This is a genomic window from Cohnella silvisoli (assembly GCF_021190915.1).
Taxonomy (GTDB): Bacteria; Bacillota; Bacilli; order Paenibacillales; family Paenibacillaceae; genus Cohnella; species Cohnella silvisoli.
Genome location: NZ_JAIOAP010000001.1, coordinates 421,012 through 433,514, shown reverse-complemented (window position 1 = coordinate 433,514; position 12,503 = coordinate 421,012). Strand labels below are relative to the sequence as shown.

Sequence of the window (12,503 nt, the reverse complement as noted above, 5' to 3'; positions counted from 1 at the left end):
TACGTACCCCCTTCAGTTCCCGGTTAATTAATAATCGAGCTTATATTCAGCCAAGTACTTGGCAATGGCGCTCACTTGCTCCTGCGTCAAATCGTTTTCTACCGCTTTAGGCATCATTGCTCCGGACTTATATTTCTGAGGATCCGTCACCCAGTCGTGAATATTCTTCTCTACTGAGGTCGTATCGTTATACAGAATACCGCCGATCGTTTGCCTGCTGCCGACGCCCGTCAAGTTAGGCGCGCTGTTTCCGCCGTTCTCGCCTACCGCATGGCAAGTCAAGCATTGGGAAGTGAACTTCTCCGCGATTTCCGCATCCGCAGGCATAACAGCCGGAGCTTTCATCGCCGCAACCCAGCGATCGAATGATGCAGGACTAACCGCCTTGGCTTTGAAATCCATTAAAGCATGTGAAGGTCCGCACAATTCCGCGCATTTGCCCCGGAACACGCCTTCTTTAGGAAACTCCAGATACATCCGATTGGTAACTCCGGGGTTCGTATCCATTTTACCGCCGATGGCAGGAATCCAGAAAGAGTGCTTTACATCCGCGCCGACGAGCTCGAATGAAATGGTTTTGTCCGTTGGAACGACTAATTCCTGAGCCGTTTTAATTCCATAACCCGTGTATTCGAATTCCCACCAATATTGATGCGCCGTAACTCTTACTTGCACGGCGTTTTTGTCTTTACTGTAATCCTTGGCCAGACCAAATACATCTTTGATCGTAGGCACACCGAGAATTAAGAGCAGGACAAGCGGGATAACCGTCCAAATGATTTCAAGCGTGTGATTGCCTTCCACTTGCTTCGGAATACTCTTGTCGCCAGAGCGGCGGCGAAAGCGAATCAGCACATAAATACAGATGGCGAACACAACGACAACTACCAAAGCCATGATGCCGATGGATAGTTTCATCAAATCCAATTGTTTCTCAGCTACCGGTCCTTGCGGATTCAGCGTTGAGAGGTCTTCTCTTCCACATGCTGACAATAGCAGCACCAAACCTGTTAGCAGCGGAAGCAGCCGCTTCATTACGTGCCACCGATTCATCATATCAACCCCAATTTGACGTTTTCATAGAAAAAACCTTTGCCCTGCGTGGCAAACGCTTTCCTACATATGCACGGATGTTGCTAGCGATACAACAAACGCTCTTCAAGCACTCTAATAAATATAAAGATTGATCTGCCTTGTTGTCAATGTTCACAGAACAGTTCACAAATTGTTCTCAAAACTGTCAAATACGCCGCCGTTCTAGGGATTTCATGAATTTAGGCATAACTTTGTCCCCCTCTTGTGCCGTATCTGGGACGGATTCAAAGAAATAAGGTCGACAGCTTTCGCCTTTTTACTCCTCCCCTTCTTTTTGCCAATATGTCCGAGTTTTATGTGCGCACTTGCTTGCATACTTTCCGAACGGCGGTAAACCCTATATTCACGTTGAATTTCTAGGAGGGGTTGTCCCATGTCGGCTCGACGCTGGTGCGCTATAATCGGAGTTGCCTTAATGCTTGGACTTCTAACCGCCTGCAATTACAAATCCCACTACCAGAAGAGCACTAATGACTATGCGAGCCGGGCAGCCAACGATCCGAAAATGATGCGCGTACGTTCCTACGGCTCTTTAACCGCGGATCCCAAGCAGCACGAGAACCGTTATTTCGAATATAGTGCCACCCTTTCGAACAAAGTTGCCGCCTTACCTGGTATTAACACCGCGCTCGTTTTTTTAACCGATAAAAACGCTTATGTAGGTATTCTTACGGATTGGACCGCAACGGGCACCAAAGCAAGAGGGGGCGCCAAGACGCGCGAGCAAGACAATACGGGTACGACCGAAGGCGTCTATAACGTAAGCAACGGCAGCCCGCAATGGGACAATCGACAGGTAGCTACTCCTTATAACTCCTACTTCACTCATAAAGATTATTTCGACCTATCCACGGAGCTGCGGCAAGTCATCGGCGATACGGTAAGAAACTCGTTCCCCCGAGCACAAGAGGTTCACATTTCCGCTAATCGGGAGTTCGTCAATCAATCGCTGGAATTCGCCAAAGCCGCTTGGCTGAAAAAATCGCTGACACCGCTAACCAAGGACTTCAATGCTTTAGTTCAATATACATTCGGTCGAGGGAATGCCGTTCCGCTGCCGATTTCGGATAAAAAACAACCAAGCCCAAGCCGATAACCCGCATGGGTTGCGACTGGGCTTGAATGTGCTGACGACGATGAAGGCACTTTTTTGGCCTTGGCAAGGGTTGAGCGAGTGTGATGAAGACGATGAAGGTACTTTTTTGGCCTTGGCAGTGGTTTAGCGAGTGTACTGCAGACGATGAAGGCATTTTTTTGGCCTTGGTAGTGGTTTAGCGAGTGTGATGAAGACGATGAAGGCACTTTTTTAGCCTTGGTAGTAGTTTAGCGAGTGTACTCAAAGCGATGAAATTACCCTCAGATCGTTAAGCATCTTGAAACAGCCCCATTGACCGAGCTTTCATTAATGCGTAAGGATAACCGGACCTTCCGTGGTTACCGCAACCGTATGCTCGAACTGGGCCGCCAATCCGCCATCTTCGGTTATGACCGTCCAACCATCTTCTGCAATGTAAACTTCCGGAGAGCCGATCGTAAGCATCGGCTCTATCGTAATGACCATGCCCTCTTTGAGCTTTCGCCCTGTTCTCGCTCTGCCTACATAAGACACCTCCGGCGGCTCGTGCATCGCCCTGCCGATCCCGTGCCCGCCGAATTGGCTCACAATGCCATAGGACCCCGAGTCATTGGCAACGCGTCCGACCGCTGCGGCAATATCGCCGATCGTTCGTCCTGGCCTAACTTGCTCGATTCCGCTCATCATTGCCTGAAAAGCCGCTTTTCTCAACCGTTTGGCTTCCGGCGTTATATTGCCTACGGCATATGTCCAAGCAGTATCCGCCATCCACCCATTTAACTCCACAACGAAATCCAAAGTCACAATATCCCCATCCCGCAGTAGTCGCCCGCCCGGCATTCCGTGGCACACGCATTCGTTGACCGCCGCGCAAATCGCGTAAGGATATCCGTGATAGCCTTTCTGAGCAGGACTTGCACCCCGGTCGTGCATGTATTGCTCAGCGAAAAGGTTCAGTTCCATTGTCGATACGCCGGGTACCACCCGTTTTCCTAGCTCTCGTCTAAGCTGTGCTGCCACTCTCCCGGCCTTGGCCATCTCGGCGAGCTCTTCCCGATTGCGAATCGGAATTGCGCCACGCGCTGCCGAGTTCCCGCTGCTGCTTCCTGCGACCATCTCCCCACCTCCCTGTTTCTTCTATATTTATTCCGTTGGAGGGAGATGCGACTACAGGTAATAAAAAAACCGACCGAAATGCGGCCAAAGGCCGTTCACCCAGTCGGTTCATCTCCGCAACTTTAAGATGCGGGAGAATTTAATTTAGTAAGCTCGCGTTCTACGAGTACGGTCAACTCATCTTCATATCCACCGGTAATCCGGTATTTGCGGATGTAATCTTTAACAAACTTGCGCGGATCCTTGGGGCGGAAAATTCTAGTCAGTTCTCGCAAACTTTCTTGAACTTCATTGTGGCTGCGTTTGGCCATGCAATTCCCTCCCAGTGGAATGGATTCCGACCCGGCGCAAATCCCGGAGCGGAGGCGGTATTTCGCCACCCGGAGAACCGAATTAGGGTTCTGCCTTCAAGCTTCAGTCGTTCCACCGCTTTATTGCCATATAAGAAAACGTCCCTGCATTTTCTCATTATACCATTTTTCGGCTGGGGGATAAAGTAAAAACAATAGGCTTCTGTGACCATGGAAGTTAACCTTACGTTAACAAATCCTCGTCCCGAACCTCAAATAAGTGCTTATTGCCAGACAGAGAGAACTGCTCCCCGGCACGAAGTTCATAATGTATGCCTGGCTGCAGGCGCTCTCCCGTCGCAAGAAAAGTTCCGTTCGACGAGCCGTGGTCCTCAAGGATAAACAACCGTTTATCCTCAATAAATCTTAACGTGCAATGCATGCGGCTGATTTCCCCCGCTTCATGGGGAAACAGAATGGCGCATTGGACGGGATCGCGGCCGAAGGACAGCCGTCGATTCAATATGCGATAACAAGATCCCGCATGCTCTCCCTCAACGCCGCATAATCTAGGCTCACCTTCGACGGCGGCTTCCGCGCGGTCGGGATGCGTTAGCAGCCTGGTCACGGGAATCGTGTAATCCGTCAATGGATTATCTTCATACTCTGAATTAGGCTTCGTATCTTCATCGTGCCATTCCTCATTTAGCATATCTTCATAAGGTTCGTTATCTTCGGCGGCCGCGGCAGAATGTTCATTTAGTTCTTTGCCTTTGGCCGTCATCTGCAGGAAAGCAATGACCGCTCCGACAGCTACCGCAATACCGACTCCGAGAGCAGCGAGCAGCGGCAGCGTTCCGACCTTCACCTGGGAAGCTGATGTTTCCAAAGATCCCGCAGCGAAAGTATGCAGAGGCATTACCGATACTCCGGCTCCATACAGAACCGCGACCGAGCCTATAATCTTCTTAACCGATCGGGGGACAATCCCCCCTATACACTTGAAGCGATCCCTCCTTCCTTTTTTAACTCGCGCCAACTTCGTCAAAACCTCACCCCCGTATCATCCGCACGCAACCCACGTATTGTAAACGCTTTCCTTATTGTTCAGAAAAGAAAGGTTGTTTTTCCGCACATGAACCATTATAGCGAAAAAGAAGCTGCCCTTCAATTCAATCCAACCATTTTTTAGGTTAAATTAAGGTTTTCTTCCTCTTTCTATTCAAGCTCCTCCTTCAATTTACGGCGTAAAACCTTCCCAATTATCGACAGCGGGAGGTTTTCCCTAAACTCATATTGCTTAGGAACCTTAAATGCCGCAAGCCGATCCCGGCACCATCGGTCGAGCTGCATCTCCGACACTTGCCAGCCGTCCTTCAGCACAATATAAGCTTTAACCGTCTCCCCACGATACTCGTCCGGCACCCCAAGCACGGACGCTTCTTTAACGGCCGGATGCTCGAAAAGAACTTCCTCCACCTCTCGCGGGTACACGTTAAATCCGCCTGCCAGAATCATATCTTTTTTCCGATCCATGATCGTGAAGAACCCATCCTCGTCCATCGTCCCCAGATCCCCCGTCCGCAGCCAACCGTCTTGAAGCACCGCGTCCGTCTCCTTCGGACGGTTCCAATAACCCGCCATCACCTGAGGACCCCGGACAGCCAGCTCTCCGATCTCTCCCAGGGGCAACGGCTCCAGGCTGTCTTCTCCAACGATGCGCACGTCCGTATCCGGGAGCGGCACTCCGATCGTGCCCGACTTTCTGAAACCCCATATGGGATTGCAATGCGAGACAGGCGATGTTTCGGTTAATCCATAACCTTCAATCAACTTTCCGCCCGATAACAGCTCGAACTTATCCTGTACATCACGGGGAAGAGGCGCCGCTCCGCTCACGCATACCCGTATTGAACCCAAATCGCCTTCCAGCGCAAGCGGATGGTTAAGCAGTGCAATGTACATTGTCGGCGCCCCCGGAAAAATAGTCGGTTTCCGACGGCGAATCGTCTCCAGCACCATTTTCGGATCGAATCGAGGTACGAGCAGCAAGGAACCGGCCTTATAAATTGCTTGATTAAGCAGTACCGTCAGCCCGAACACGTGAAACAAAGGCAGCGCCGCCAAGTACCTTTCCTTGCCCTGCTCCATTCGGTAACACCAAACGGCCACCTGCAAAGTGTTGGCAACGAGATTCCCATGCGTCAGCATGACCCCTTTGGGCTGCCCTGTCGTCCCTCCCGTATACTGGATCATGGCTAAGTCCTTGTCGGCGTCCACCTCCTCGCAAATTGCCGTTTCAGTGCCTCGACGCATGAAGGAGGACCATCGGATCACTTCCTTGATTTTGTAATTCACTTTGAGGTGAGGATATTCTTTGCGGCGTTTGACGGGGTACAGCACGTTTTTCGGAAAAGGAAGCCCATCGGACAACGAGGTTACAATAATATGCCGAATAGCCGTTTCCTCTATGGCCTTGCTGACTCTCGGCATGAGCAAATCGAGCGTGACCAGCACTGTCGCACCTGAATCGACAAGCTGATTATGCAGTTCCCGTTCGGTATATATCGGATTCGTCTGGACGATGATCGCGCCGGCGAGCAATCCCCCGTAATAGGCGATGACGGCCTGAGGGCAATTGGGAAGCATGATGGCTACGCGGTCGCCTTTGGATACGGGCAGGGTTTTCAAGGCATTCGCGAACTTGCGGCATTGCCTTTGCAGCTCCTTATACGTGTAGCTCCTGCCCAAGAAATCAAGGGCTTCATTGTTCGGAAAATCGTGTGCGGAATCGATTAAAATAGTGGCGATATTGCGTTTGGGATATTCATAAGACGCGGAAACTTGATACGGATAATGACGTAACCAAGGACGCTCGTTCTCCTGTCGATCGGAATGCTCTCTCACGCTGCTCTCCTCCTCAGAGTAGGGCGTAGCTCTCTGCAGAAATTACACGGGCGGATATGCGCTTGCGCAAGGCGGAAAGATCCGCCGGTTCGAACCTTAGCAGCCTTTTGAGCACGGACAGCTGCAGCCGCAGGCTTTCTCCTTTCTCCAAGGCTGCCAAAATAACTCGGGCGCGTTGCCCAGCTCTCTCCGCCGCTTCCTCCGCGAATAAAGCGGTCATATCGATCGGCAGCTGCAAAGCTTGCGGGTCCACGTCGTTTAAAGTTATTTTGCGGGCTCTTAGCAGCGCACTCTCCAACGCGTATAGATCGATCATGAAGTCCGCAAGCGATGCTACGATTTCCTGCTCGCGCTCCAGCCTGAGTCCGTGCTTCTGCACCGCGAGTCCGCCGACCATCAGGAATACTTTTTTGAGCGCCGCTACGATCGCTATTGGTTTGGATAAAGGGCTTTGGGCTGCGGTAGATGCGGAGAGCGGGGATGGATTCAGCAGTTCCCTTTGCAGTGCTTGCGCTCTCTCGACTAGGGGAAGTTCGCCTTTCAATGCACGTTTCAGCAGGGTGGCGGGAATAAGCAGACGGTTGATTTCGTTCGTACCTTCGAAAATCCGGTTGATGCGGGAATCCCGGTACAGCCTTTCGATTTTGTATTCCTGGATGTAGCCGCAGCCTCCGTGGATTTGAACGCCTTCATCGACGACGGCATCCATCGCCTCGGAAGCGAAAACCTTGTTAATCGAGCATTCCAATACATACTCGGCAATGGCTTTGGCCGCTTGCAGCCCACCGTCCGCTCCGTCAAGATCGGCTTGGCTAAGCGATTGGTCGATGAGTCCGGCAGTTCGGTACACCATGCTCTCCGTCACGTAAGCGAGAGTATTCATGTCCGCCAGCTTTGCCGCAACAAGAGGGAAGGAAGAGATCGGCTTGCCGAATTGCTTGCGTTGATTGGCATAGGCGGATGATAGCTGAATCGCTTCCTTCATCCCGCCAAGACAGCCTGCGGCTAGCTTAAAACGGCCGATGTTCAAAATATTGAAAGCGATCAAGTGGCCTTTGCCCGCTTCGCCAAGCAGATGATCGACGGGGATGCGGGCATCCTCGAAAAAGAGAGGCCGGGTGGACGAGCCTTTGATGCCCATCTTGTGCTCTTCAGGTCCGATCGTGAAACCGGAGGTGCCCCGTTCGACGATAAAAGCGCTGAAATGAACGCCATCCACTTTCGCGTAGACGATGAACAAATCGGCAAAACCGGCATTCGTGATATAAAGCTTAGAGCCGTTGAGAATGTAATGCTGGCCGTCATCGGAGAGGACGGCGTTCGTTCGCGCCCCCAGCGCGTCGGAACCGGAGCCGGGCTCCGTCAGGCAATAGGCGGCTATGAGTTCGCCGCTTGCCAGTTGCGGAAGCCAGCGGCTCTTATGCTCTTGTGTGCCGAAGAACACGATGGGCAACGTCCCTATTCCCGTGTGCGCGCCGACGGAAAGCGCGAAGGAGGAAGCCGGGGACAACGTCTCCGAGAGCAGCGTCGTACTTGTTTTGTCGAGCCCCAAGCCTCCGTAGGCTTCCGGCACGTCCGCACCGAGCAAGCCGATTTCTCCTGCTTTGCGCATTAATCGGACCGTTAATTCGTAATCCAGCTTCTCGATATCGGCGTCGCGGGGTTTAACGTCCCGTTCGACGAAGGCGCGAACCGTCTCGGCCAGCATTTTCTGTTCCTCCGTGAAATCCTCGGGCGTCACGATTTGCTCCGGTTCGGCATCATCGACTATGAATCTTCCGCCGCCCCAAACGGGGTTTGACATCGTGCGCCACCTCCTTTCTGGATTCTGCCGAACCTGGTGTGAGTAAATTAGCCGGTTTTTTCGAGTAACTTTCCCGGTTGAGCCTTGCCGCGAGTGAGTTAGTCGGTTTTTTCGAGTAACTTTCCCGGTTGCACCCTGCTGCGAATAAATTAGTCGGTTTTTCGAGTAACTTTCCCGGTTGAGCCTTGCCGCGAGTGAGTTAGTCGGTTTTTTCGAGTAACTTTCCATCGTGGCATTCCACGCAATAACACCATAACTACAAAACTTCGAAAACCCCTGCCGCTCCCATGCCGCCGCCGACGCACATGGTCACTATGCCATACCCGCCGCCAAGTCGAAGCAACTCGTGCAGCAAAGTGACCGTAAGCTTAGCTCCCGTGCAGCCGAGAGGATGGCCAAGGGCGATAGCTCCACCGTTTACGTTGACCAGATCGGGATCGATCTCCAAACGGTCGATCACGGGAATGCACTGCGCGGCGAAAGCTTCGTTAATTTCCCACAGCGATACTTGTTCGGTCGTAAGATTAGCTTGCCGGAGTACTTTAGGAACGGCTTCGACGGGGCCTAGACCCATAATTTCCGGATGAACTCCCGCGACGGCATAAGCGCGAAAGACAGCCATGGGCTGAATGCCGAGACTGTCTGCCTTCTCGCGGCTCATGACGACAACCGCCGCAGCCCCATCGCTGAAAGGCGAGGAATTGCCTGCTGTTACCGTACCGTTCACGGCGAAGGATGGCTTGAGCAGGGCCAGCTTCTCCGTTGCGGTGTCGGGACGGACGCATTCATCCTGGCTTATGGCCTGCTGCTGAGTTTGAATTTGTCCCGTAACCGGATCTATCGTTGTGGTCGTTGTAAGGATCGGGATGATCTCCTCTTGGAACCTTTGCGAAGCAATCGCGGCGGCAGCTTTGCGATGACTGTCCGCCGCGAACCGGTCTTGCATTTCCCGCGTTACGCCGCATCGCTTAGCAACGAGCTCCGCCGTATGGCCCATGCCCATGTAGGCGGCAGGCATCGCATCCCAGAGCCCGGGATGCGGGGACAGCTTAAAGCCGGTCATCGGTATCCGGCTCATGCTTTCTACGCCGCCGGCGACGATCGCATCGGCGACGCCGCTCTGGATGGCAGCAGCCGCTTGGGCGATCGCCTGCAGGCCGGATGCGCAAAACCGATTCACGGTGACGGCCGGCACGTGAACGGGGAACCCGGCGTGAAGCGTGATCAGCCGGGCAACGTTCAGCCCTTGCTCCCCTTCCGGCATCGCGCAGCCGATGATGACGTCGTCGATGTCTGCCGGGCTTAGTCCCGGCACCCGCTGCACGGCTTCCCTAATTGCCGTGGCGCCAAGGTCCTCCGGGCGGGTTTGCGCGAAGCTGCCCTTCTTGCCCCGCCCCACCGCCGTGCGTACCGCCGAGACTATGACCGCCTCTCTGGCTGACATGGCTCTCCCCTCCTTGACTTAGATTGAGTCAGTCGCTAGAAGTACCCAAGTAACATTTATCGCAAAAAGTACCTGTACAGAAAACCATTTAGCTTCGGAGTACCTATAACCCGCAAAAGTAACCACTATTGCAGGCCTATCGGGTACTTGAGCAACATTTATCGCTGCTCCATAGTCGCTTTTTCCGACCATGAGAGGACGGTAGTGTGTTGAGTGCCTGCTATAGTCGCTTTTCCCGACCTTGAGAGGACAGTGGTGTGTTGGGTGCCCGCTATAGTCACTTTTTCCGACCTTGGGAGGGGATTCGTTAGTTTTGGCCCCACCATAGTCGCTTTTTCCGACCTTGGGAGGGGATTGGTTGGTTTTGGCCCCGCCATAGTCGCTTATTCCGACGACGGCGGGCTCTTCAATTCCGAAGAGGCTTGCCCGTGGCTAGCATTTGGCGCATGCGGGCTTGGGTGAGCGGTTCGCCGCAGAGGCTTAGGAACGCTTCCCGCTCCAGATCGAGCAGATGCTGCTCGCTGACGGCTGTTCCGGCGGGAACGTCGCCGCCGCTCAAAACTTCCGCCAGCTTCCCGGCGATGCGGGCATCGTGCTCGGAGATGTAGCCGCCGCGGCGCATCGATGAAACTGCGAGCTTCAGCACGGTTGCGGCCTCGCGGCCGCCGACGGAAACCCGCCGATCCGCCTCGGGAACGGCATATCCTAGGCGGTCCAGCTCTAATACCGCTCTTTTCGCGGCGGCGATTCGCGTCTCTTCCCGAATGACGACCGCGTCCCCAGGCCGCCAGTAACCCAACTGCTTCACCTGATAGGCGCTTTCCGACACTTTGGCCATGGCGATCGACTCAAACAGAAGAGATATCGGCTGCGTGACATCCGTCAGATTAGCCGCTTCCGCTCGCTCCGCCGCCAAAACTGCCGCAGCTAAACAGCCTCCTCCCGCGGGGATTAATCCGACACCTGTTTCCACAAGCCCGAAGTAGGTTTCCGCGGCGAACAAAATCCGGTCCGCAGGCAAACATGCCTCCACGCCGCCGCCCAAAGTCATCCGATGAGGAGTCGCTACGACTGGGCGGGGCATCAGCCGAAGCGACCTCATGCTTTGCTGAAACTGGCGGATAATGAGGTCGATTTCCTCCCATTCCCCGTTTTCCGCTTCCATCAGCAGCAGCAGCAGATTGGCACCTACGCAGAAATTGCGCCCTTCGTTGGCAATGACCAGCCCCCGCCAGTTACTGTCCACCTCCTCGGACGCCTGGCGAATCGCGGACAGTACACCCGGACCGATGGCATTGTGCGGAGAATGAAACTCCAAGCAAGCCACCTCATCGCCTAAATCGATTAAGCTCGCCCCATCCGCAGCGAATACCGTCCTGCCGCGTTCCTTCAACAAGCCAAGAGACAATTCCTCCGGCCGTTCCTCTACCGCCTTGTATTTCCCTTGCGAATAATAGAACAGTGAACCTTCCTTCTTGGAATAAAAAGAGGCCGCGCCCTTATCCAGCATCGAAGCAACCGGCGCCGGCACAATCTTTCCGCGCGCCTCCAATCTCGCCGCGGTTTCCGCTACCCCGAGAGAGTCCCAAGTTTCGAAAGGTCCCTCCTCCCAGTTAAACCCCCATCTCATCGCCCGGTCGATCTCGTCGGAGGTGTCGGCGATTTCGCCAAGCTTCTCCGCCGAATAACAAAGCGCAGCTTCCAGCACATCGCGGGCAAACGCAGCCAACCGATCGGAATCCGCCGCATCAAGCAGCGCTTGCAGTCTGCCGGCATTCCCTTTCGCTAGCTTCGCCGCTTCCAGCGCGGGAGAGGAGATTTTCTTGCGCGGGCCATAGGTCATCGTCTGCGGATCGAGCGCTTGAATGCGGTCTTTGCCTTTCTCCGCGTTATTTTTGCGATAGAAGCCGCCCCCGCTTTTTTCCCCGAGCCGCCCTTGCGCTACCATCTCCTCGATCATCGCGGGAGCCGAAAAAGCGGCAGCCTCAACGGGGTCCTCGATCATCTCCCCAACGTTGCGGCACACGTTCAGGAAAGTGTCTAGTCCGATGAGGTCCAACGTGCGGAAAGTGGCGCTTTTGGGCCGGCCAAGGATAGGCCCGGTTACTGCATCCACCTCATCCACCGTCAGGCCATGTTTCTCCATAGCTTTAAGCGTTGCAAGCATCGCGAAAGTCCCGATCCGGTTAGCGATAAAATTGGGCGTATCCTTAGCGATAACGACCCCTTTGCCCAGCCGGTCCTCGCAAAACCGCGCCACCTTCGCAAGCGCCCGCGGATCCGTATCTTTGCAGGGAACGACTTCCACAAGCTTCATATAACGCGGCGGATTGAAAAAATGCGTGACCATCGCCTGCTCGCGGCAAGCCTTGCTGCACACCGAAGTCACATCATTGATCGACAAGCCCGAGGTGTTGCTGCTGACGATAATCCCAGGCCTCCACGCGGAATCTATGCGAGCCCATACGTTATGCTTGATCTCGAGCTTTTCCGAAACCGCTTCGATAATCCAGTCGCAATCCGATAACTGCGCGATGTCCCGTTCCAAGTCGCCCGCCCGTATTCGGGTTAGGAAGGACGGATCGTACAGGGGTGACGGCTTCGTTTCCTTCAGCTTTGCGATCCCCTTGACGGCCAGCCCTTCCAGATCCAACAGCAGGCACGGAATCCCGGCATTCGCCAAATGGGCCGCAATGGCCGAACCCATTACCCCCGCTCCGATCACCGCCGCTTTCCGCACGTTCCACAAGCAGCCTCACTCCTCTCGAGAGG

The 12,503-nt window shown here is 54.1% G+C and carries 9 protein-coding genes; 1 reads left to right on the top strand and 8 read right to left on the bottom strand.

What is annotated here, in order from left to right; genetic code table 11:
* Window positions 1–27: 27 nt before the first annotated feature.
* Window positions 28–1,056, bottom strand: a complete 1,029-nt coding sequence (coxB, locus tag K7P76_RS01860) for a cytochrome c oxidase subunit II (RefSeq protein WP_232182387.1) — start codon at window positions 1,054–1,056, stop codon at window positions 28–30.
* Window positions 1,057–1,468: 412 nt separating this feature from the next.
* Here coxB and K7P76_RS01855 point away from each other — a divergent pair, with 412 nt between their 5' ends.
* The gene (locus tag K7P76_RS01855) at window positions 1,469–2,191 is read left to right on the top strand and encodes a hypothetical protein (RefSeq protein WP_232182386.1); all 723 of its coding nucleotides are present in this window, start codon (window positions 1,469–1,471) and stop codon (window positions 2,189–2,191) included.
* A 306-nt stretch (window positions 2,192–2,497) separates the two neighbouring features.
* Here the strand turns inward: K7P76_RS01855 and map are convergent, their stop codons facing one another.
* The 7 genes from map to K7P76_RS01820 form a co-directional block, all read right to left on the bottom strand.
* Complete coding sequence (gene map / locus K7P76_RS01850; RefSeq protein WP_232182384.1) at window positions 2,498–3,286, bottom strand: type I methionyl aminopeptidase; 789 nt, start codon at window positions 3,284–3,286, stop codon at window positions 2,498–2,500.
* A 122-nt stretch (window positions 3,287–3,408) separates the two neighbouring features.
* A complete protein-coding gene (locus K7P76_RS01845; protein ID WP_144700512.1) occupies window positions 3,409–3,597 on the bottom strand; it encodes a hypothetical protein in 189 nt (62 codons plus the stop codon).
* 223 nt (window positions 3,598–3,820) lie between these two features.
* Window positions 3,821–4,624 carry an FHA domain-containing protein gene (locus K7P76_RS01840; RefSeq protein ID WP_232182373.1) on the bottom strand — a complete coding sequence of 268 codons (804 nt, stop codon included), beginning with the start codon at window positions 4,622–4,624 and terminating at the stop codon, window positions 3,821–3,823.
* 170 nt (window positions 4,625–4,794) lie between these two features.
* Window positions 4,795–6,483, bottom strand: a complete 1,689-nt coding sequence (locus K7P76_RS01835; protein ID WP_232182371.1) for a long-chain-fatty-acid--CoA ligase — start codon at window positions 6,481–6,483, stop codon at window positions 4,795–4,797.
* A gap of 13 nt (window positions 6,484–6,496) precedes the next feature.
* Window positions 6,497–8,287, bottom strand: coding sequence for an acyl-CoA dehydrogenase FadE (locus K7P76_RS01830; protein ID WP_232182364.1), 1,791 nt, complete (start codon window positions 8,285–8,287; stop codon window positions 6,497–6,499).
* A gap of 256 nt (window positions 8,288–8,543) precedes the next feature.
* A complete protein-coding gene (locus K7P76_RS01825) occupies window positions 8,544–9,731 on the bottom strand; it encodes a thiolase family protein (protein WP_232182363.1) in 1,188 nt (395 codons plus the stop codon).
* Between the two features lie 406 nt (window positions 9,732–10,137).
* Entirely contained in the window at window positions 10,138–12,471 is a 2,334-nt protein-coding gene (locus tag K7P76_RS01820; RefSeq protein WP_309244720.1) for a 3-hydroxyacyl-CoA dehydrogenase/enoyl-CoA hydratase family protein, read from the bottom strand.
* Window positions 12,472–12,503 lie beyond the last annotated feature (32 nt).

Excerpts from the sequence above, each read along its gene's own strand:
- coxB (WP_232182387.1), bottom strand. The coding sequence starts at position 1,056 with ATGATGAATCGGTGGCACGTAATGAAGCGGCTGCTTCCGCTGCTAACA.
- K7P76_RS01855 (WP_232182386.1), top strand. The coding sequence starts at position 1,469 with ATGTCGGCTCGACGCTGGTGCGCTATAATCGGAGTTGCCTTAATGCTT.
- map (WP_232182384.1), bottom strand. The coding sequence starts at position 3,286 with ATGGTCGCAGGAAGCAGCAGCGGGAACTCGGCAGCGCGTGGCGCAATT.
- K7P76_RS01845 (WP_144700512.1), bottom strand. The coding sequence starts at position 3,597 with ATGGCCAAACGCAGCCACAATGAAGTTCAAGAAAGTTTGCGAGAACTG.
- K7P76_RS01830 (WP_232182364.1), bottom strand. The coding sequence starts at position 8,287 with ATGTCAAACCCCGTTTGGGGCGGCGGAAGATTCATAGTCGATGATGCC.
- K7P76_RS01825 (WP_232182363.1), bottom strand. The coding sequence starts at position 9,731 with ATGTCAGCCAGAGAGGCGGTCATAGTCTCGGCGGTACGCACGGCGGTG.